The sequence below is a fragment of the Bradyrhizobium sp. USDA 327 genome (assembly GCF_041262065.1).
In the GTDB taxonomy this organism is placed as follows: domain Bacteria; phylum Pseudomonadota; class Alphaproteobacteria; order Rhizobiales; family Xanthobacteraceae; genus Bradyrhizobium; species Bradyrhizobium liaoningense.
Window position 1 is genome coordinate 5,484,910 of the sequence record NZ_JBGCCW010000001.1, and the last position, 21,758, is coordinate 5,506,667.

Here is a 21,758-nt window from a genome sequence, read left to right on the forward strand (position 1 = left end):
GATATCCCCTCTTTCGGCGGATAGCGCCGAAGGAGCCACCTTCACTAGTGTGATTGCTGTTGTACTTCTGCTTGCCGCTGCAGCTTACGACGGATCACAGGGCGTGCAAACACGGAACGCGCGCAGGAGACGACTTTGACGCACGGGCCGAATTGAAACGGCAGCGGCACTGACCGTTTCGACCTCGATCGGCCAATCCCTGAGCGAAGTGGCTTATCCGTAAAGCACTTTCGGCAGTATCGTGACGATGCCGGGCCACAGCGTCAGCAGCAGCACGAAGCCGATCATGATCATGAGGTACGGCATCGTCACGCGGGCGATGTAGCCGAGGCCGTCCTCAGTCAGGCCCTGGATGACGAACAGGTTGAAGCCGACCGGCGGGGTGATCTGCGCCATCTCGACGGCGAGCACGAGGAAGACGCCGAACCAGACCTCGTCGAAGCCTGCGCCCTTCACGATCGGCAGCACGATCGGCAGCGTCATCACGATCATCGAGAAGCCGTCGAGGAAGCAGCCGAGAACGAGATAGAAGACGATCAGCGTCACGATCAGCATGAACGGCGACAGGCCGAGCCCCTTGACGAAGGCGGCCACCGCCTGCGGGATGCCGAGGAAGGCTGCGGCATTGCCGAGGATCGAAGCGCCGAGCACGATCAGCGCGATCATCGAGCAGGTCACGACCGAGCCGATCAGCACGTCGCGCATGACCTGTTGCGACATCGCGCCTTGCGCCCAGGCAACCAGGGCCGCGCCGAGCACGCCGACGGCTGCAGCCTCCGACGGCGTCGCGAGGCCGCCATACATCGAGCCGAGCACGCAGGCGATCAGGAACAGCGCCGGGGCGAGGTCCTTCAGAGCGGCGAAGCGTTCGCTCCATGGCACCTGCGAGAGCTTGGCTTCCGTTTCCGGCACCATGCTCGGATTGAGGCTCGTATGCAGCATCACCCAGGCCATGAAGGTGGCGGCCAGCAGGAATCCCGGCAGCACCCCGGCCGTGAACAGCTTCAGGATCGAGACATCGCCGAGCACGCCATAGATGATCATGATGTTTGACGGCGGGATCAGGAACCCGAGCGTGCCGGCGCCGGCGAGCGAGCCGATTGCGATGTCGCGGGAATAGCCGCGGCGCAGCAGCTCGTTGAGCGACATGCGGCCGATCACCTGTGTGGTCGCGGCCGACGAGCCCGAGATCGCCGCGAAGATGGTGCAGCCGATCACGTTCACATGCAGCAGGCGGCCGGGCAGCAGCCCGGCCCAGGGCGCCAGTCCCTGGAACAGCGAGCGCGACAGGCGGGTGCGGAACAACAATTCGCCCATCAGGATGAACAGCGGTAGCGCGAGCAGCTCCTGCGTGGTCAGGATGTTCCAGGCATATTGAGGCAGCAGCTTGTCGAGCGGGATCGAGCGGAACATCGCGAGCAGCAGCGTCGCGGTGAGCGCAAGCGTCAGGCCGATCCAGACGCCGCAGGCCAGCAGCGCAAACAGGATCGCGAACAGGGCGACGACTTCGATGGTCATGCGATCTTGAATCCGGGAGCGAGCAAAGCGGTCATTCGACGGGCGAGGCCTTCATGCGATGATCCTCCAGCGGCAGGCCGAGCGCGGCCTGGATCGCGCGCGCCAGGAACTGGAGCGTCAGCAGCAGCATGCCGAAGGTGACGACGGCCTCCGGAAACCACAACGGCGTGTCGCTCGAGGTGGAGACCTGGCCGCGCACGAACGCGCCCCAGGCGAATTTCGCCATTGCCGAGGTCAGGAACGCCATGAAGACGAAGCCGGCCGCCGCCGAGAGAATCTCGAGCGCGCGCTGCACCGGCGCCGGCACGTTCTTCAGGAGCAGCACGACGCGGATATGGCCGCCGACACGTAGCGTCATGGCGGCGCCGAAAGTGAAGGACGCCGCCATGAGATAAGAAGAGTATTCCCACGCGATCGAGATGCTGGGCGGGAAGAACGGCAGAAAGTTCGACAGGAAGCGGGTTGCGACCTCGCAGAGCATCAGCAGCGTCAGCATCAAGAGACAGCCGCCGCCAATCCAGCCGTCGAGCCGGCCGAGGCGATCGATTCCGTCGAGCAGGATGCGCAGCGGCGCCGGCGCCGCTGCATTCAGACTCTGCGGAGCTTCGGGCGAGATGCTCACCACGACGTCATCCTCAGCCACGCTTCATTTCGGCGAGATAGGCCCGCACCGGCTTGTCGGCTGCCGGCACGCGCTTGAGGAAGGCGTCGAGCTGCGGCGCGGTCTTGGCCCGGATGTCCGTCATCATGGCTTGCGAGACCGGCACCACCTCCATGCCGCCTTCCTTCAGGCGGTTGAGGCTGTCGACATCAGCCTTGAGCGAGTTGGCCCAGAAGCCCGGCTCCATCTTCGCCGCGATATCCGCAACCAGCTTCTGCTGATCGGCGGAGAGAGCCTTCCAGGAATCGAGATTGACGGTGAGCATCTGCGACGACCAGACGTGGTTGGTCGGGTAGACGTATTTCAGGAATTCCCAGAACTTGCCGTCGACGCCCGACACCGACGAGGTGGAGACGCCGGCCACCGCGCCGGAAGCGAGCGCGGGAATCGTCTCGCCCCAGGGGATCATCACGGCCGCCATACCGATCGCATTCAGCATGTCGACCGCGTTCTTGTCGGGCACGCGGATCTTGATGTTCTTCAGACCCTCGACATCGGCGACCTTCGCCTTCAGATGCAGATACTGCGTCGGCCACGGCACGATGTAGAGGATCTTCTGGTTGTTGCGCGCAGCGATCTTCTCGTATTCGGGCCGCACATATTTGTGCAGCACCTTGAGCTCTTCCACCGAGCCGCAGAGGAAGGGAATGCTCTCGACGCCCATGAAGGGCTCGTCGCCGACCTGCTGGATGTTGAGGACGTCGGCGAGCGGAACCAGGCCGTCGCGCACGGCGCGCAAGTGCTCGGGGCCCTTGAAGCCGAGCTGACCACCCGCCTTCACGGTGATGTTGACCGTGCCGCCGCTCTGCTTCTTCACCTCCTCGGCGAAGGCAAAAGCGTTCTGGGTGTGGAAATTTCCGTCAGGCCACACCGTCGACATGTCCCAGCTTACCGTCGCCGCCCGCGCGCGGGTGGAGATGTGGCCGGCGGCGAGCAGCGTCGCTGCGCCCGCGGTGAAGTTCCGTCGCGTGATCATTGCACCCCTCCGTTTGCTACGCGCACGACGCCTGAGGCGTCACCGCGAGTACCCATAAACTGCGACCGCCTTGTCGACGGACACGAGTCCGCTTTCGACGTCGTCATTGACCGCCGCGCGCTCGCGCTTGGCGGGATCGCCGATGCCCGCGCCGCCCGGTGTCAGCACCACCAGCCGGTCGTCCGGCGGCACCTGCTGAAAGCCTTTCCCCCGCAGCTTCTTTCCGGACTTGAGACCGACATAGCCGGCCTCGCCGTCCCGGCCGCCATCGCGGCCGCGCGGCGGATGATCAATGCGGTCGAACGCCGCCAAGATGTCGAACGGCGCGTCGACGCCGCTGCCGACTTCGATGATCTGACCGAGGCCGCCGCGGGTGCGCCCTGCCCCGCCGGAATCCGGACGCAGCTCCTTGCGCCAGAAGATCAGAGGCGTCTGCGTCTCTGCGATCTCGACCGGCGTGCCGCGCACGCCGCTGGGATAGGCGGTCGCGGACAGCCCGTCCTTGCCGAAGCGCGCGCCGGTGCCGCCGTTGGAGGTCACCGCCATGGAGAACCCGTAATTGCCGCCGACGCCGCTTCGCGTCTGCCCCCGCACGTTGAGATTCCACAGGCACGAGGTGCCTTCCGCAGGCACGCGCTCGGGAATGATCTGGCGCAGGCAGCCGAACACGACGTCGGGCAGCATCTGGCCGATGATGTGGCGCGAGGCGACCGGCGCCGGCTTCGGCGCATTGAGAATCGCGCCCGCCGGCGCCGATACCGTCAGCGGCGAGAGCGAGCCGGCATTGTTCGGGATCTGCGAGGCGACGACGCAGCCGAGGCCGAACACCGTGTAGGCGGTGGTGTAGGACAAGGGCACGTTGATGCCGAACTTCGAGGCGGCGGAGGTGCCGTCGAAATCGACGTGTATGCCTTCGTCCGAGATCGTCAGGGTCGCAGCCAGCGTCACCGGCGCGTCATAGCCGTCGACCACCATCGTGTTGCGCCAGCTGCCCTTCGGCAGCTTGGCGATCTCGGCGAGCACGGCCTCGCGCGAGCGGTCGCAAATGTAGTCGCCGAGCTCGTCCAGCGTGTCGATGCCGAACTCGGTCATCATCTCGACCAAGCGCTCGCAGCCGACGTCGTTGCAGCCGGCGAGCGAATAGGTGTCGCCCTCGGTGTCGATCGGAAGTCGCGTATTGGTGCGGATCATCGCCATCAGCGTCTCGTTGACGACGCCCTGGTCGATCAGCTTCAGCATGGGGATGTAGAGCCCCTCCATGAACACGTCGGTGGCGTCGGGCCCGAAGCCGATGCCGCCGATATCCATGAGATGGCTGGTGCAGGAGAACAGCGCCACCGGCTTGCCATCCTTGAAGCACGGCGTGGTGACGACGAAGTCATTGAGATGGCCCGTGCCCATCCAGGGGTCGTTGGTGATGTAGGCGTCGCCTTCCTTCATCGTCTCGATCGGGAAGTGAGTGATGAAATGCTTGACCGATTCCGCCATCGAGTTGACGTGGCCGGGCGTGCCCGTCACCGCCTGTGCCAGCATGCGCCCCTCGAGGTCGAACACGCCGGCCGACAGGTCGCCGCATTCGCGCACGATCGGGCTGAACGCGGTGCGGAGCAGCACCTGCGCCTGCTCCTCGACCACGGCGATCAGCCGGTGCCACATGATCTGAAGGTCGATCAGGCTCGCGCCATTTGCCTTGCTCATGATCAGGCCGCCTTCCGTTCCATGACGATGCTGCCGGCACCGTCTATATGGGCGTCAAAACTGTTGGAGACGAAGGTCGAGGTCTCGTCTTCCGCAATGACGGCGGGACCCGCAATCGTCGCGCCCGGCGCCATGTCCTCGCGGCGATAGAGCGGGATATCGATCACTTCGCCCGCGCGGCCGTCGAAGAACTTGCGGCTGCCGGACGCCTTGGCCGCAGGCATGCGTGCGACGGAAGCGACGGTCGGGGGATTGCGCGCCTCGGTGGTGGCGAGCACCGACCAGCTCAACACCTCGATGGCAGCCCCCGGGATCGGCCGTTCGAACATCGCGGAATAATCCGCCTCGAACTTCCGGCGCAGGCCGGCGAGATCGGCGGTCGCCAGCCGCCGGTTCGGCAGCTCGACCGATATCTCGTGGCCCTGGCCGACATAGCGCATGAAGGCGGCGCGGCGCTCCCGCACCGGAGCACCGGCTGCACCGGGCTCCACAGCGCACGCGCCTCGGTCACCATCTCCTGCAAGAGGTCAGAGACGGCCTCGGTGTCGAAGTCATCGAGCCGGACATGACGGCTGCGCACCAGCTCATAGGCGATGGGCGCCGCCAGGAAGCCGACGGCCGAGCCGACACCGGCATTCGATGGCACGATCACGCGAGAGACGCCGATCTTCTCGGCGACACGGGCCGCATGCAGCGGCGCGGCACCGCCGAAAGCGATCAGCGTGTGCTGGCCGATAATCTCCCCGCGCTCGACCGCATGCACACGTGCCGCGCTCGCCATGTTCTCGCAGACGACTTCGTGGACAGCATAGGCCGCGGTTTCCGCGGTAAGGCCAAGCGGCTCGCCGACGTCCCGCAGCAGCGCCTGCTTCGACAGCTCCGGGTCGAGCTTGATCGTGCCGGCCGCAAACGCATCGGGATCGATCATGCCAAGCGCGACGTCTGCATCCGTCACGGCCGGGCGCTGACCGCCGCGGCCATAGCAGGCGGGCCCCGGCTCCGAGGAGGCGCTCTCGGGACCGACGGTGACGCGCTTCATCGCGTCGACATGCGCGATCGAACCGCCGCCGGCGCCGATCTCGACCATCTCGATGACGGGAATGCGCACCGGCAGGCCGGAGCCCTTGAGGAAACGCGCGGCGCGATCGACCTCGAACACGCGCGAGGTCTCAGGCTGGTACTTTTCGATCAGACAGATTTTTGCGGTCGTGCCGCCCATGTCGAAGGAGAGCACCCTGCTCTCGCCAAGACGCGCCGCGATCTGGGCCGCGAAGATCGCGCCGCCGGCGGGACCGGATTCGACGAGGCGCACCGGAAAGCGTCGCGCGGTCTCGATCGAAGTCACGCCTCCGCCGGAGGTAACAAGATAAATGGCGCCGCGAAACTGCTCGACCTGCAGGGCGTCGGCCATGCGGGCAAGATAGCCATCGATCAGCGGCTGCACATAGGCGTTGGCGACCGCAGTGGATGTGCGCTCATATTCCCGGATCTCGGGACACACTGCCGACGATACAGTCACGGAGATGCCGGGCATTTCATCACCGATGATCGCGGCCGCGCGGCGCTCATGCTCGGAATTGGCATAAGAGTGCAGGAACGCGATCGCGACGCTCTCGACCTTCAGCTCACGCAATCTCTGCGCGAGTGCGCGCACCGCCGCTTCGTCGAGCGGGAGACGAACGGCACCGTGGGCGTCAATGCGCTCGGGCACCGTGAAGCGCAGGCCGCGCGGCGCCAGCGGCTTCGGCTTGTCGATGCCGAGATCATATTGGTCGTAGCGGCTTTCGGTGCCGATATCGAGCACGTCGCGGAAGCCCTCGGTCGCGATCAGCGCGGTCTTGGCCCCGCGGCGCTCGATGATGGCATTGGTCGCGAGCGTCGTGCCATGGATGAAGACATCGATGTCGCTGATATGCGCACGTGCATCGGCAAGAATGAGGCGCATGCCGTCCAGCACAGCCTGCTCGGGGCGCTGCGGAGTGGTCAGCACCTTGCGGGTTCTGCGATCTTGCCCCACGTCCAGCACGATGTCGGTGAACGTGCCACCGATATCAACGGCAAGCCGCACCTCGGCTCCCTCAAGCATTCCAAATTCTCCGTGCTGGTCGTCAAGACTGGGGTCAAAAGCGCAGCAATTTCCATGCCATGGACGACGAGATGCATGCCGCGCCCGGCTATTCTGCTTGGCACCTATGCAATAGGCAAGGCGTGTGCGCCGCCTGCGCGATCAGAGCAGGAATGCAAGCGCCGTCTCGCAGCGCTCCTCGACCTTGAGCGTCAGGAGATCGTCGGCGCGGGTGCGGCCGAGGTTGACCGCCGCGACCGGAATATTGCGGCGCGCCGCGGCCTGGACGAAGCGGAAGCCGGAATAGACCATCAGCGAGGAGCCGACGATCAGCATGGCGTCGGCTTGCGCCAGATGATCCTGCGCGGTGGCGACGATCTCGCGCGGGACGTTCTCGCCGAAGAAGACGACGTCCGGCTTGAGGATGCCGCCGCAGGCTTCGCATGGCGGCACTTCGAAGGAGGAAAAATCCTCGTGCTCCAGATCGGCGTCGCCGTCAGGTGCATCCGCGGCATCGAGCGTCAGCCACGCCGCAATCGCGCGGCCAAGGTCGTGCTGAAACTCGTCGCGCGGCGTCTTGCGGCCGCAACCCATGCAGCGGACCAGATCGAGCCGGCCGTGCAGGTCGATGACCTGCCGGTGGCCGGCCGACTGATGCAGCCGATCGACGTTCTGGGTCAGCAGCATCCCGCACCGGCCGTTCGCCTCGAGCCGGGCCAGCGCATGATGCGCATCGTTCGGCCTCGCCTGGCCGAACCGCCGCCAGCCGATCAGGCTGCGCGCCCAATAGCGCCGGCGCGTGTGCTCGTCCGATATGAAGGCCTGGAAATTGACCGGCTGGGTCCGCTTCCAGTTGCCCTGGCTGTCGCGGTAATCGGGAATGCCTGAATTGGTGCTGCAGCCGGCGCCGGTCAACACGAACAGACGTTCGTGCCGGTCGACGAAATCCTGGAGCGGAGGGTTTGACATGGCACCAGATGTAGGTCGCGAGGCCGGCCTTTTCCAGATCACTGTCGGCGGGACGGACGCCCTGCGATAGACGATGGGTGAGATTTCTCCTGGTCTGCCGTGTGGGCGGCTTGCTGCAACGTCCGCCGAAACTCATCGCGCTTTTCGTGCACCGAGGCTATCGCCTGTCCGACCGCGACCCCGAGGCCGACCAGCGCAGCTTCTGAAAGCTGCAGGCTTGCCTCGATGGTTTCCGGCACCGCGTCAGTTGCGCCGATTGCATAGAGGTGACGGGCGTGATCAGCGTCGCGCGCACGTGAAACGATCAACACATCCGGCCGCACCGCACGGGTCCGCTCGACGACGGCATCGATCGCCGTTCGCGACTGAATCGTAATGATCACACCGGTCGTCTGCATCAGGCCGCAAGCTTCGAGAAAGCCCGGTTCTGTCGCGTCGCCAAAGAAGACCTTATGGCCGTCGCGGCGGTCGCGCGCCACGGCGATCGGATCGTGATCGACCGCGATGTAGTCTACGCCATGGGTGGTAAGCAGCGAGCAGACCACTTTTCCAACACGGCCGTAGCCGACCACGATCGCCTGTGTTCGGTCACTTGGCGGCTGAACCGTCAGTTCGGGATCGAGGATGCGCTCGTCAGCCAGCTTGGCGGCCAGTCGTCGTCCGAGCGCGCCCAAGAGCGGCGTCAGCGCCATCGTCACGGCCGTAATGGCGACGACGAAGCTCGACACGCGAGGCTCGATCAGACCGGCGGCCGCCGCCATGCCGATGCTGACGAAGGCGAACTCGCCGACGGGCCCCAGCAGGAAGCCGATCTCGATCGCCGCCGGCCATGAGAGCCTGAAGAGGCGACCCAGAATGATGAGCACGATCGCCTTGCCGGCGAGAATGCCGATGACGGCAGCGAGCAGCCAACCGGGCTCGCGCATGAATACGCGGAAGTCGATGGCCATGCCGACGGTGAAGAAGAAGATGCCGAGCAGCAGGCCCTTGAACGGCTCGACGGTAGCCTCGATGGCTTTTCCATACTCCGTTTCCGCCAGCATCAGTCCTGCAACGAATGCCCCGAGCGCCATCGACAGCCCGGCTTGGTGTGCGGCAAGCCCTGCGCCGACGATGACGAACAAGGTCGCCGCGACAAACAACTCCGTCGAATGGGTTCCCGCAACTGTCTGGAACAGCGGACGCATCAGCAGCCGTCCGATCAGAATGAGAAAGGCGACCGCCACGACCGCCTTCAGGATCGCACTGGAGATGTGCGTCACGACCGAGCCACCGCTGCCTGCACCGAGCACCGAGACGAAGACGAGAATAGGGACTACGGCGAGGTCCTGGGCCAGCAAGACCGAGAAGCTCGCGCGCCCGGCTGTGGTCGCAAGCCGCCTCTCGGCGGAGAGAAGCTCGAGCACGATGGCCGTCGAGGACAGCGCAAGGCTCGCGCCAATGATAACGGAAGTATCGGAACTCTGCCCGGAGAGGAGCGCCGCGCCAAATATCATGGCGGACGTCGCCAGCACCTGCAGGCCGCCAAGCCCGAACACCAGCCGTCGCATCGTGACGAGCCGCCGGAAAGACAGTTCGAGCCCGATCAGGAATAGCAGGAACACGATGCCGAGATTGGCGATGCCCTCGACATTCTGCGCGTCCGTCACCGTGAACCAGTACAGGAACGGGAGATTCTGAACGAGCGAACCAAGCCCGAGCGGACCGAGAATGGCGCCCGCGCCGAGATAGCCCAGCACCGGGTTGATGCCCCAGCGGCGCACGATCGGCACCACCACGCCGGCGGTGCCGAGAACCACGAGCGCGTCGCTATAGGCATTGATGTTGATGGTTGTGGTCACGAGCCCGTCTTGTGTCGGCGCTTGCCAATAGCGGCCGCGTCGTCCACGGTCGATAGCACACGGCGCCGCAGCCCCCAACCAGTCCTGATTCTCCGCGCGGGCACTGGCGGCCGCCGATGCGGATGGTCCGAGCTGACGTTCAGCTCGCCCAATTCTCCCGGAATTCAGGGAATAGCGTCAGGCCCCCGCAGGCATAGATCGTCTGCCCCGTGATATAGCTCGCATCCTCCGAGGCGAGGAAGGCGAACACGGCGGCGATCTCTTCCGGCGTGCCGACGCGGCCCAGCGGAATATGGCTGGTGACGACGCCGCGCTTTTCGGGATCGCCGGTCCATGCCGTATTGATCGGCGTGTCGATCGCGCCTGGCCCCACCGCGTTGACGCGGATGCCCCGGCCGGCAAATTCGAGCGCCAGCGTGCGCGTCAGATTGGCCATGCCTCCCTTGCTGATCGAATAAGCGAGATAGCCGGGCTTTGGAATGATCTGGTGGACGCTCGAACAATTGATGATGCTGCCACCTCCGCCGCGTGCGACGAAGTGAGCGAGCGCCTTCTGCGCGCAGAGCACGGCACCGTTGAGATTGACGTCGATGATGCGGCGATAGGTTTCGACGTCGAGCGCCTCGCTCGGCGATTCTTTCTGGAAGCCGGCGTTGTTGACAAGACAATCGAGACGTTTCCAGCGAGAAAGAATCGTCTCGAACATCGCAGCAATGTCCTGCTCATCGCCGACATTGGCCTTGACGATGCAATGATCGGGCTCGCCGTGGCCGCGCGAGCGCGAAGCTGCCCGAGCGAGCGCGAGCGTCTCCTCCGCCCGCTCCACGTTCTCGAAATAGTTGATGGCGACGGTTGCGCCTTCCTGGGCGAGCCGGACGGCGACGGCGCGGCCAATGCCTTGTGAGGCACCGGTCACCAGCGCGTATTGACCGACGAGGCGCGAAGGAAATGAGGCTGAGTGTTCGGTTTGCGGCATGGCTTCTCTCCAGATGCGTCATCATGGCTGGAACCGGCGTTTTGTTCCACCCGGTTGTGCATACGCTGCACGCACCCCTGGACTCGGCGCGGCCTATAGCGGGGTGAAGTCGATCGGCATGCCGAGGCGAGGCCGTTCGCGAACACCAGGCGGCGCCACCGGCCTGGAGCTGCAAAGGCGAGCACTCCGATCATCGGAACGGTCGCGAGCCCGACCCACGAGAGCTTGCTGCCGCTGGCCGTCACCGGCGCCGTGGTGGCTGCGATCGACAACAAGCGCCTGCAGCGGCGCGATCGATCATCGTGCTAACAGACAAAAATGTGATTGTCGCTTCGGCGGCGGCCATCACATGATGCAAGTCATGCATGATTCAGATCATGCATGATCAATGCGTTCCGGGGCACACTCCATGACACAAATCGCGATCCAGCCAGCCATTCATCGCCGGCACCAGCCCTGGTACAAGATCCTCTACGTCCAGGTGCTGATCGCGATCGCGCTCGGCGTGCTCATCGGCTATTTCTATCCTGATCTCGGCAAGGCCTTGAAGCCGCTCGGCGACGGCTTCATCGCGCTGATCAAGATGATGATCGCGCCGGTGATCTTCTGCACCGTGGTGCACGGCATCTCCTCGATGGGCGACCTCAAGCGCGTCGGCCGGGTCGGGCTGAAGTCGCTGATCTATTTCGAGACGGTCTCGACCGTCGCGCTCGCGGTCGGACTTTTGGTCGGCGAGATTCTCCAGCCCGGGCACGGCTTCAACATCGATCCCGCCACCATCGATCCGAAATCGGTCGCGACCTACGTCACCAAGGCCAAGGAAGAGGGCATCGTCGCCCATCTGATGGCGATCATCCCCGACAGCTATCTGGGCGCCATCGCGCGCGGCGACCTCCTGCAGGTGCTGCTGATCTCGATCCTCTCCGGCTTCGCCATCGCCTTCCTCGGCAAGGCCGGCGAGCCCATTGCGGACGCGATCGACAAGGCCGCGAAGATGTTCTTCGGCATCATCCGCATCATCGTGCGCGTCGCGCCGATCGGCGCCTTCGGCGCGATGGCGTTCACCGTCGGCGCCTACGGCCTCGGCTCGCTGCTCAACCTCGCGGCGCTGATCGGCACGTTCTATCTCACCAGCATCCTGTTCGTGCTGGTCGTGCTCGGCGCGATCGCGCGGCTGGCGGGCTTCTCGATCCTGCGCTTCATCGCCTACATCAAGGACGAGCTCCTGATCGTGCTCGGCACCTCATCCTCCGAGACGGTGCTGCCGCAGATGATCCAGAAGATGGAGCATCTCGGCGCCTCGCGTTCCGTGGTTGGCCTCGTCATTCCGACGGGATACAGCTTCAACCTCGATGGTACCAATATCTACATGACGCTGGCGACGTTGTTCCTGGCGCAGGCAACCAACACGCATCTGACCATCTGGCAGGAGCTCGGCATTTTGGGCATCGCCATGATCACCTCGAAGGGCGCCTCGGGCGTCACCGGCGCCGGCTTCATCACGCTCGCCGCGACGCTCTCGATCGTGCCTGATATTCCGATCCAGTCGATCGCGATCCTGGTCGGCATCGACAAGTTCATGAGCGAGTGCCGCGCGCTGACCAATCTGATCGGCAATGGCGTCGCCTGCGTCGTCATCAGCATCTCCGAAGGCGAGCTCGATCGCGACGCCCTGCACGAGACCATGGCCCACCCGCTGGAGATCGGCGAGGCGCTGGAACCGGGCGGAGGCGGGTAGATCGAAGGCAGGCGAAGTTCAGTTTCCGACGCGGTAGTTTCCCGGAGTAGAAAACCGGCGAGATAAGCGTCACAACACCGGCACTGCGATCACGGATTGATACTCATTTTTTCCACCCGACGCGCTGGGGGCAGGGCCTCGGGTTTTTGTTATTCGAATGATGAGCGCGTGGAATCACGTTCGCCGGCGAGATCGAGCCGCCGCGTGATCCCGATTGCCTGCAGGAATGCCTCGTCATGACTGACGACGAGCAGAGCGCCGTCATAGGCTCTCAAACCTGCCTCGACGGTTTCGATGGACTCGACATCCAGGTGGTTGGTCGGCTCGTCGAGAATCAGCAGGGACGGCGGAGTCACCCCGCCAAGCACACAGGCAAGGCCTGCACGAAACAACTGCCCGCCGCTCAGGCTTCCGACGATCTGCAAGGCCGCATCGGCGCGAAACATGAACCGCGCCAGTGCGGCATGGCATTCATTCGCACCCGCCTTCGGATTGAGACGCCCGAAATTGTCCAGGATGGAGATCGCAGGATCGAGTAGCCTGACCTTCTGGTCGAACAGCGCGAAGTCCGGCCTGACCCGCACGGTGCCGGAGAGCGGCCGCAGCTCGCCCGCTATCAATTTCAGCAGCGTCGTCTTGCCGGAGCCGTTGGGTCCGACCAGCGCGACGCGCTCCGGACCGACGATCGTGAGCGACAGATCGCGGAAGACCGGCCGCTCCGGCCGATAGCCTGCACAGACGCCGTCGAGCCAAAGCACCTCCCTGCCCGCCGGCAGGCCGGTCGCGGGCAACCCGACCGACAGTGGCTGAAGAATCTCGATACGCCGGCGCGCCGTGTCCACGGCATCGATGGCCTCTGCGCGCCGCCGCTCGGCGATTTGTGCGCTCTTGCCGCCGCTATCCTCGCTACGATCCTTGCGTGCACCGGCCAGGATCCGCGGTATGTCGCCCTTGGCGCGCCTCCTCCTTCCGCCGCTGTCCTTGCGCGCTTTTCTTTCCGCAACCTCCTGTGCCTTGCCGTCGATCTCGGACAGGCGCCTTTCGGCATGGGCGAGGTCATGCCTGACGGCGGCAAGCTCGACGGCCTTCTGCTCGCGATACCGGCTCCAATTGCCGCCGTAGCGCGTGGCTCCGAGCGAGGTGAGTTCGACGATCGCATCCATGGTCTCCAGCAGGCCCCGGTCGTGGCTGACGACGATCGCGCCGCCACGCCAGGTGGCGAGCAGATCAGTCACCGCCTTGCGTCCGTCCCGGTCGAGATTGTTGGTGGGCTCGTCCAGGAGCAGGAAGTCGGGCGCGGCAAAGATGAGTGCGGCGAGCCGAAGCCGCGTGATCTGGCCGCCGGACAGGCAAGACAGCTCCGTGTCGGGAGACGGATCGAACCCCAGGCGCACCAGCGCGACCTCAAGCCGCGTCTCGAGCGTCCAGTCAATCGCAGCGATCTCATCGGCTGAAGCATCGCCTCGCTCTGCACGGCGAAGCAGCTCCAGCGCCTGCCGCACGCCGAACAGGTCGGCGACGGTCGCGCCGGCAAGCACCTGCACATCCTGGCGCAACAAGCCGATGGTGCCGTTGATCAGAACGCGCCCTAATTGGGGCACATGTTCCCCTAGGATCGACGCAAGCAGCGTCGTTTTCCCGACGCCGTTGCGGCCGACGAGACCGGTCCGCTCGGCCGCGAATGTCAGATCGACGCTGGAGAGAAGAGAACGGCCGTCAGGCGTGGACAGCGACAGGTTCGACAGAATGATCGAAGCAGACATGGAATTCCCCGTGAGCAAGGCAGGTGGGCTTTGCGATCGGGGTCATATCCATGGCTGCACGTATCCTGATTGAGGAGGTCTCCAAGTAGTCCCATCGAAGGGCGAGATCAAGGCAGGGCGCAAGGGGACGACAGCGCGGGAGGCGCCGTCGCCCTTCGTCGCCGTGCGCGGTCAACCCTTCAAAGCGGTGACCACCACCTCGATCAGCGCGCCGCCGCCGAGATCGGCGACGCCGACGGTGGCGCGGGTGGGGAGATTGTCGCCGAAGAACTCGGTCCAGGCCGCATCCATCTCCTTCTTCTTGGAGAGATCGGTGACGAAGATCGAGGCGCTGACGACGCGAGACTTGTCGGTGCCGGCCTCCTTCAGATAGCCGGCGATCTTGCCGAGGATGTTGCGGGTCTGCTCGCCCATCGAGACCGACGTGTCGTCGGCAATGGTGCCACCGAGGAATACGAAGCCGTTGGCCTCGACGGCGCGGTGCATGATGGGCGTGCGGATGCTGCGGGTGATGCTCATGATGTCCTCTTGTCTCTAGAGCGTGGAAGGATGGAAGCGGTCGATGCCGAGATCGCCGACGCGGGTCTGGCTGCCGCCGTTGACGATCAGTTCTGCCATCACGGCGCCGGCGCCGGGGCCGAGCTGAAAACCGTGCAGCGAGAAGCCGAACTGGTGATAGAGACCCTTGTGTCGGCTGCTCGGGCCGAACACGGGCAGATCGTCTTTCATCTTCGCCTCGATGCCCGCCCAGGCGCGGACAATGGTGGCGCTGCGCATCACCGGGAACAGCTCGAACACGGTCTGCGCGCTGGTCGCAAGACTCTTCCAGTCCAGCACCGTCTCGTTGCGTTCCTGGTAGGGCGTCGCCAGATGGCCGCCGCCGATCAGCACGGTGCCGTTCTTGAATTGCTTGAAGGAGAGTTTGCGCCCGCGCAGGATCACGACGGGATCGATGAAGTGCGGCACGCGCGAGGTGATCATCAGCATCGGTGCCACCGTCTCGACCGGAACGGGTTCGCCGAGCGCGGCTGCGATCCTCCCGGCCCAGGCGCCCGCAGCGTTGACGAGCACCGGCGCAGCATAGGTGTCCGAGCCGACGTCGACGTGCCAGAGCCCGTCGTTGTAGCGGATGTTGCCGGCGGCCCTGCCCTCGCGCACGGTCGCGCCGAGTTGCTCGGCCTTGCGACGGAATGCCGTCGTCGTCTGCGCCGGATTGGCGGCTCCGTCACGGCGCGAGACCACGCCGCCGGGACAGGTCTCGGCGACGGCCGGCACGAGGCGCCGTAGTTCAGTCGCGTCGATCAGCTCCTCATGGGTGAAGCCGAGCGCGTTGAGCTCGGCGACACGCGCGCGGCAGATCGCGAGCTCGTCCTCGTTCTCCGCGACCAGCACCTGGCCGTAGCTCTCGAAGCTGCAATCGTCATCAACGAGCTCGGAAATCTTCTCCCAGATCCCCATCGAGCGGATCGAGAGCGGGATTTCGGGGACATGCCGTGCGAGCTGACGGACTCCGCCAGCATTGACACCCGAGGCATGGCGGCCGGCGTAGTCCTTCTCGATCAGCACCGGCTTCAAGCCGGCGAGGCACAGATGCAGCGCGGTCGAACATCCGTGGATGCCGCCGCCCACGACGATCGCATCCACATTCCTGGTCATCCTCGCACCACCGCCTTGACGTCGGCTTCGCTCTTGGGAACGGCGGCGAGCTCGGCGAGCGTGATCGGCTTCACCGGCGCGCGCAGCCGGTAATAGCCGATCTCCTGCGGAGACTTGCCGCGCGCCTGCGCCATCAGCTCGGTGACTGTGAGGCCGCAGAGCCGGCCCTGGCACGGACCCATGCCGGTGCGGCGATAGGCCTTGAGCTGGTTCGGGCCGGTCGCGCCGATTGCGACGGAATCGAGAACGTCCTTTGCCGTCACCTCTTCGCAGCGGCAGACGATGGTATCGCCCGAGGGAATGCGGAACTGCCGCGCGGGACGAAACAGCGTGTCGAGGAAGACGCGGCCGCGCTCGGCCTTGGCGAGATCGGCTCGGAGCGTTGCCATCGGGGGAAGCTTCGCAGCGGCCGCGGGCGCCAGCGCTTCCACTGCCGCACGCGCCGCGATGCGGCCGCGAACCACGGCTGCATTCGCGCCGCCGATGCCGGCGCCGTCGCCCGCGATTGCGATGCCAGCGACCGACGACGAACCGTTCTCATCCAGCACCGGTGACCAGCACAATTGCAGATCGTCCCAGCGATGCTCGACGCCAGCCGCCATCGCCAGATTGACGTTGGGAACGACGCCCTGGTGCAGCAGCAGCAGATCCACAGGGATGGTCTCGCGCTTGCCGCCCGCGACATAGCTCACGCTGGCGAGCTGGCCATCACTGGAGGCCGCAAGCTCGGTGACACCCGAGACGACCTGCACCTTCGCCTTGACCTCGCGCATCATCGACAGGCCCTTGGCGAAATAGGGCGAAGTCAGGAACGCGAAGGCATGGGGCAGCGCCGCGAAATAATTGCCGCGCTCGGTGGTGTCGAGAATGCGGTCGATACGGCCGCCGAGGCGGAGAATCTGCGCAGCGAGCAGCCAGAGCAGCGGCCCCTGCCCCGCGATCACCGTGCGTCCATCAGGCACCAGCGCCGATGATTTCAGCATCGTCTGCGCCGCGCCGGCCGTCATCACACCCGGCAGCGTCCAGCCGGGAATCGGGAACGGCCGCTCAAGCGCGCCGGTCGCAAGGATCACGCGCTTGGCCTTGACGAAGGCGGATGCGCCGCCGACCGAGACGGCGATCTCGAGATTGCGGTCGAGGCTCCAGACCGTCGCACGATGGATGATTTCGGCGTCGCTCACACGTAGCGCCTGCACGAGATCGGCACCGACCCAATAATCGGCGCCGAGCTGATTGCGCTCGGTGACCGGCGTCGAGGAAATCGCGCGGAACACCTGGCCGCCGGGGCCGATGTTCTCGTCGAGCAGCAGCGTCGACAGGCCAGCCTCGGCGGATGTCGCGGCAGCAGCCAGTCCCGCCGGCCCGGCGCCGATCACCGCCACATCATACGCTTCACGCTTGGGAGCCACAGTCATTTTCCGATCTCCCGCTTGCCCTTCTGGATTTCGACCTGCATGCCCTCGGCGACGGGCACGAGGCAGCCCTGCCGGTTGCCGACGCCGTCGATGGTGACGAGGCAGTCGAAGCATACGCCCATCATGCAATAAGGCAGACGCGGCGCGCCGCTCACTGCGGTGGAACGCCGTGCGTCAACGCCGGAGGCCAGCAGCGCGGCGGAGACGGTGTCACCCTGGCGCGCCGCGACGGCGACGCCGTCGACGAAGATCTGCACTTGCGGACGCTTGTCCTGTTCGGATCTCTTAAACATGGGATGCCTCGCGGCTCCTTCTCTGAACCCGGTGGAGCATAGGAAAGTCAGGTACGGCGGCGATGGCTTCACCTCTCCCCGACGGGGAGAGGTCGGATTGCGTAGCAATCCGGGTGAGGGGCCGCAGCACGAGGTGAGGCCGTAACCCCTCACCCGGAGCGCATCTTGCGATGCGCTCCGACCTCTCCCTATGGGAGAGGTGATCTGAGTCCTTAGCTGCCATCGGTTCAACCCAAACTCTTCGCATCTCAATAGCCGCTATTGTTCGCCACGCCTGCGCCACCAAAGCGGCTGGCCGAGAACGCGCCGACAAGCTCCGGCTCGAGCGCGCCTTGCGCCACCATGCCCGCGATCTCGAAGGCGTGGTTGGAGGCGAGCGTCACACCGGAATGGCAGCAGGCCACGAAGGCGCCGGGATGCGTCTTCGACTGGTCGTAGATCGGAAAGCCGTCCTGCGGCATCACGCGGATGCCGGCCCAGCTCCTGACGACGTTGAGCCGCGACAGATGCGGAAACATCCGCTGCGCGCGATCCGTCATCACGGCGCTGATCGAATGCTTCAACGCGCGATCATCGAGCTCGTCCTCCTTGCTGTCGCCGATCATCACCGTGCCCTCGTCGGTCTGGCGGATCGTGGTCAGTGGATGCGGCAGGAACGGCATGGTCCGCTCGGTCACCACGATCTGGCCGCGGGTCGGCCCCATCGGCGCGTAGAGACCGACCATCGGCGCCAGCGTCTGGTTGGCATTGCCGGCGGCCAGCACGATCTTGGCGGCGCGCAGCTCGCCCCTCGGCGTGGTCAGACGGAATTCGCCGCCGCTCTTGCTGATCGCCGAGACGGGACGCTCCGGAAAATAGTCGATGCCGAACGCCTTGAAGCCGGTGTGAAAGGCGCGGAACGTGCGCAGCGAATTGACGTGGCCATCGAGCGGGCAATAGCTGCCGCCGGAGACCTCCGGGCCAATCAGCGGCAGCGCCTTCTTCACCTCGGATGCGGGAAGCATCTCCATCTTATAGTCGGCGGCGCCGGCCTGGTTGTGCATGCGCTTGACGAGCTCGGTGCGCTGGCCGAATTCGTCCTCGCCAAGCGTGAGATGAAAGCCGCCGTTCTGCTGAAGGCAGACATCGAGGCCGGTCTGCTGCTTCAGTTCGGACGCGAGCCGGCCCCACGCCTCCGACGCCCGCACCGTCCAGACCGTATAAGCCGGCATGCCCAAGCCCTTGCTCTGCACCCACACCAGCGCGAAATTCGCGCGCGAGGCGCGCTTGGTGATATCGCCTTCGTCGAGCACGGCGACCTTCTTGCCGAGGCGGCCGAGGCCCCAGGCAATGGCGGAGCCGAGCAGTCCGCCGCCGACGACGGCGACGTCGTATTCAGACTTTCGTTCTGACGCGTTTTCTTCACGCGAGCCGGCGTCCACTTCGCTCGAAAACGCTTTAGACATGAATTCTCCTATCGTCCCGTATCGCCCTTGCCTGCGAGCACACGGTCGAGCCCGTAGAAGCGGTCGAGCAGAATGAGGGCGGTCATGGTGATCGCGATCACGCAGGCCGAGACCGACGTCACCAGCGGATCGATGTTGTCCTGGATATAAAGGAACATGCGCACCGGCAACGTCTCGGTTCCGGGTGCCGCGAGGAAGACGGTCATGGTGAGATCGTCGAAGGACTGGATGAAGGCGAGCGCCCAGCCGCTGATGACGCCGGGCAGGATCAACGGCAGCGTCACGCGGCGGAACAATGTCCAACCGCCGGCGCCGAGCGAGACCGCGGCCATCTCGACCGTGCGGTCCATGCCGGTTGCCGCCGCCAGCGTCAGCCGCAGCGCGAACGGAAACACGATGATGACATGCGCGATGATCAGCGCGGCAAAACTGCCGCCGAGGCCAACTGATGTGAAGAAACGCAGAAAGGCAATGCCGAGCACGACATGCGGGATCATCAGCGGCGAGAGGAACAGTGCCGCGAGCGCATCACGGCCGCGGAAGCGATAGCGCGCGATCGCCAGCGCCGCCGGCACCGCGAACAGAAGCGCGACGAGGGACGAGAGCGCGCCGAGTCCGAGGCTGACCCAGAAGGCGTGGATGAACTCAGGATAATTCGCGATCGTCCTGAACCAGCGCAGCGAGAAGCCGTTGGTCGGCAACGAGAGGAAGCCTTCCGGCGTGAAGGCGACGAGGCAGACCACCAGGATCGGCGCCACCATGACGATGACGAAGAAAGCATGGAAGATCAGCGCCAGCGGGCCGTTCCGGCTCATCGGAACACCTCCGCGTAGCGGCGCTCGATCAGCGCGTTGCTGCCGACGACGATCAGTACCAGCGCGACCAGCAGCAGCGTTGCGACCGCGGCGCCGAGCGGCCAGTTCAGCGTGTTGAGGAACTCGTCATAGGCGAGCGTCGCCGCGACCTTGAGCCGTCGGCCGCCGATGATCGCAGGCGTCGCGAAGGCGCTGGCCGAGAGCGAGAACACGATGATGGCGCCCGAGAGCACGCCCGGCAGAATCTGGGGCATGATGATGCGGCGGATGATGGTGACGGGGCCGGCGCCGAGCGACATCGCGGCGTTCTCGATCTGCGGATCGAGGCGCTGGAGTGCGGCCCACACCGACAGCACTATGAACGGCATCATCACATGCGCCAGCGCGACAATCATTCCCGTCTCGGTGAACATGAAGGGGATGGGGGAGCGCATGACCCCGAGCGACATCAGAAGCTTGTTGACGAGGCCGTTGTTGCCGCCGAACAGCAGCGCCCAACCGAGCGTACGCGCCACCACCGAGATCAGCAGCGGCCCAAGGATGACGAGCAGGAAAAAGCTCTTCCAGCGGCCGCTCATGCGGTTGAGGATGTAGGCTTCGGGCGCGCCCAACACGGCAGTGAGGAGTGTCGTCAGGATCGCGACGCGAAACGTCCGCCAGAACATTTCTGCATAGTAGGGATCGGTCGCGATCTCGTGCCAATTCTTCAGGATGAATACCGGCTCGATGCCCTTGTACTGGCCCCAATCGTGGAACGACAGCATCACGGTCATCGCCAGCGGAATCAGCAGCACGCCGACGAACAGCATCAAGGCGGGCGCCGTCAGTGCCCATGGCGCACGCGCGCTGCGTTCCTGCGCGACCGCGCTCATGCGCCAGCCCCCGCGCGCACGCTCATGTCCTCCGAACGCCAGGACAGGCGAACGGCGTCGCCCTCGCCAGGCTGGGCCTTGCCGTCATTCTGGCGAATCACGATCGCCGGGCCGCATTCGCTCTCGCACTGGAACAGCCAATGATTACCCTGGAAGATGCGCGTGATGATCTTGGCACTGAGCCCCACATCGCCAAAACCGATGCGCTCCGGGCGGATGCTGACGGTGACGACACCGTTGAAGCCAGCCGGCGCCGGCGCGCTCCAGGAGCCCGCCACCAGCCGCGCCGGCGTCGCGGTCCGGTCGATGGTTGCGGCAAAGTCATTGGTCTTGCCGAGAAACTGCGAGACGAAAGCCGAGGCCGGCTTTTCATAGGTCTCCTGCGGCGTGCCGATCTGCTCGATCTTGCCCTGGCTCATCACCACGATGCGGTCGGACAGCGACATCGCCTCGTTCTGGTCGTGCGTGACCAGGATCGTGGTGGTGCCGATGGTGCGCTGGATCTGGCGCAGCTCGATCTGCATCTCCTCGCGCAATTTTGCGTCGAGGTTCGACAGCGGCTCGTCGAGCAGCAGCACGCTCGGCTTGATCACCAGCGCGCGTGCCAGCGCCACGCGCTGTTGCTGGCCGCCGGACATGCGGCGCGGATGGCGGTCCTCGTAGCCGGCGAGCCCCACCATTGCCAGCGCGGCCCGAACGCGATCGGCCCGCTCGCCTCGCGGCACGCCACGCATCTCGAGGCCAAAGGCGACATTCTCCGCCGCGGTCATGTGCGGAAACAGCGCGTAACTCTGGAACACGATGCCGAGGCCACGCTTGGCCGGATGAACCGCGGTCAGGTCCTTGCCCTCCAGGCGGATCGCGCCGCGCGTGGGATCGAGGAAGCCCGCGATCATCTGCAATGTCGTGGTCTTGCCGCAGCCGGACGGGCCAAGGAAGGAGATGAACTCCCCCTTCCCCACCGACAGGCTGAAGTCGTCGACCACAGTCTGCGCGCCGAACTGCTTTGCGACCCGATCGAGCTCGAGATAGGCCATGACGCTGTCTCCGCCGCGAC

Annotated in this window: 17 protein-coding genes and 1 pseudogene; 1 reads left to right on the forward strand and 17 read right to left on the reverse strand. The window is 65.2% G+C overall.

Going from position 1 to position 21,758, the window contains the following annotated elements; translation table 11 throughout:
- Positions 1-213 precede the first annotated feature (213 nt).
- The 8 genes and pseudogenes from ABIA42_RS25870 to ABIA42_RS25905 all read right to left on the reverse strand — a co-directional run bounded on the left by ABIA42_RS25870 (position 214) and on the right by ABIA42_RS25905 (position 10,704).
- Positions 214-1,518, reverse strand: a complete 1,305-nt coding sequence (locus ABIA42_RS25870) for a TRAP transporter large permease (protein WP_370119825.1) — start codon at positions 1,516-1,518, stop codon at positions 214-216.
- Positions 1,519-1,549: 31 nt separating this feature from the next.
- Positions 1,550-2,143: a TRAP transporter small permease subunit gene (locus ABIA42_RS25875; protein ID WP_370123918.1), complete on the reverse strand. Its 594-nt coding sequence runs from the start codon at positions 2,141-2,143 to the stop codon at positions 1,550-1,552.
- 10 nt (positions 2,144-2,153) lie between these two features.
- On the reverse strand, positions 2,154-3,155 hold the full coding sequence (locus tag ABIA42_RS25880; RefSeq protein ID WP_028178994.1) for a TRAP transporter substrate-binding protein: 1,002 nt from the start codon (positions 3,153-3,155) through the stop codon (positions 2,154-2,156).
- A 39-nt stretch (positions 3,156-3,194) separates the two neighbouring features.
- Positions 3,195-4,853, reverse strand: a complete 1,659-nt coding sequence (locus ABIA42_RS25885) for a hydantoinase B/oxoprolinase family protein (protein WP_370119822.1) — start codon at positions 4,851-4,853, stop codon at positions 3,195-3,197.
- Between the two features lie 2 nt (positions 4,854-4,855).
- Positions 4,856-6,939 (reverse strand): annotated as a pseudogene (locus tag ABIA42_RS25890) (hydantoinase/oxoprolinase family protein).
- Positions 6,940-7,080: 141 nt separating this feature from the next.
- Positions 7,081-7,887 (reverse strand): NAD-dependent protein deacetylase, encoded by an 807-nt coding sequence (locus ABIA42_RS25895; protein ID WP_370119819.1) that lies wholly within the window; start codon positions 7,885-7,887, stop codon positions 7,081-7,083.
- Positions 7,888-7,925: 38 nt separating this feature from the next.
- Positions 7,926-9,728, reverse strand: a complete 1,803-nt coding sequence (locus ABIA42_RS25900; protein WP_370119816.1) for a cation:proton antiporter — start codon at positions 9,726-9,728, stop codon at positions 7,926-7,928.
- Positions 9,729-9,867: 139 nt separating this feature from the next.
- A complete protein-coding gene (locus ABIA42_RS25905; RefSeq protein WP_370119813.1) occupies positions 9,868-10,704 on the reverse strand; it encodes an SDR family oxidoreductase in 837 nt (278 codons plus the stop codon).
- Positions 10,705-11,113: 409 nt separating this feature from the next.
- Here ABIA42_RS25905 and ABIA42_RS25910 point away from each other — a divergent pair, with 409 nt between their 5' ends.
- Positions 11,114-12,442 carry a dicarboxylate/amino acid:cation symporter gene (locus ABIA42_RS25910; RefSeq protein ID WP_028178988.1) on the forward strand — a complete coding sequence of 443 codons (1,329 nt, stop codon included), beginning with the start codon at positions 11,114-11,116 and terminating at the stop codon, positions 12,440-12,442.
- 149 nt (positions 12,443-12,591) lie between these two features.
- Here the strand turns inward: ABIA42_RS25910 and ABIA42_RS25915 are convergent, their stop codons facing one another.
- The 9 genes from ABIA42_RS25915 to ABIA42_RS25955 all read right to left on the reverse strand — a co-directional run bounded on the left by ABIA42_RS25915 (position 12,592) and on the right by ABIA42_RS25955 (position 21,738).
- Positions 12,592-14,205, reverse strand: coding sequence for an ABC-F family ATP-binding cassette domain-containing protein (locus tag ABIA42_RS25915; protein WP_370119810.1), 1,614 nt, complete (start codon positions 14,203-14,205; stop codon positions 12,592-12,594).
- 171 nt (positions 14,206-14,376) lie between these two features.
- Positions 14,377-14,724 (reverse strand): RidA family protein, encoded by a 348-nt coding sequence (locus ABIA42_RS25920; protein WP_028138431.1) that lies wholly within the window; start codon positions 14,722-14,724, stop codon positions 14,377-14,379.
- 15 nt (positions 14,725-14,739) lie between these two features.
- Positions 14,740-15,861: an NAD(P)/FAD-dependent oxidoreductase gene (locus tag ABIA42_RS25925; RefSeq protein WP_370119808.1), complete on the reverse strand. Its 1,122-nt coding sequence runs from the start codon at positions 15,859-15,861 to the stop codon at positions 14,740-14,742.
- Positions 15,858-17,276 carry an NAD(P)/FAD-dependent oxidoreductase gene (locus ABIA42_RS25930; protein ID WP_370119806.1) on the reverse strand — a complete coding sequence of 473 codons (1,419 nt, stop codon included), beginning with the start codon at positions 17,274-17,276 and terminating at the stop codon, positions 15,858-15,860. The genes ABIA42_RS25925 and ABIA42_RS25930 overlap by 4 nt, the downstream gene beginning before the upstream one ends.
- A complete protein-coding gene (locus ABIA42_RS25935; RefSeq protein WP_061880887.1) occupies positions 17,273-17,569 on the reverse strand; it encodes a (2Fe-2S)-binding protein in 297 nt (98 codons plus the stop codon). Before ABIA42_RS25935 ends, ABIA42_RS25930 begins: the two co-directional genes overlap by 4 nt.
- Positions 17,570-17,817: 248 nt before the next feature.
- Positions 17,818-19,014, reverse strand: coding sequence for an NAD(P)/FAD-dependent oxidoreductase (locus ABIA42_RS25940; protein ID WP_370119803.1), 1,197 nt, complete (start codon positions 19,012-19,014; stop codon positions 17,818-17,820).
- Positions 19,015-19,022: 8 nt separating this feature from the next.
- Positions 19,023-19,829 carry an ABC transporter permease gene (locus ABIA42_RS25945; RefSeq protein WP_370119800.1) on the reverse strand — a complete coding sequence of 269 codons (807 nt, stop codon included), beginning with the start codon at positions 19,827-19,829 and terminating at the stop codon, positions 19,023-19,025.
- Positions 19,826-20,701: an ABC transporter permease gene (locus ABIA42_RS25950; RefSeq protein ID WP_370119798.1), complete on the reverse strand. Its 876-nt coding sequence runs from the start codon at positions 20,699-20,701 to the stop codon at positions 19,826-19,828. The genes ABIA42_RS25945 and ABIA42_RS25950 overlap by 4 nt, the downstream gene beginning before the upstream one ends.
- Positions 20,698-21,738 (reverse strand): ABC transporter ATP-binding protein, encoded by a 1,041-nt coding sequence (locus ABIA42_RS25955; RefSeq protein WP_370119795.1) that lies wholly within the window; start codon positions 21,736-21,738, stop codon positions 20,698-20,700. Before ABIA42_RS25955 ends, ABIA42_RS25950 begins: the two co-directional genes overlap by 4 nt.
- Between the last annotated feature and the right edge of the window lie 20 nt (positions 21,739-21,758).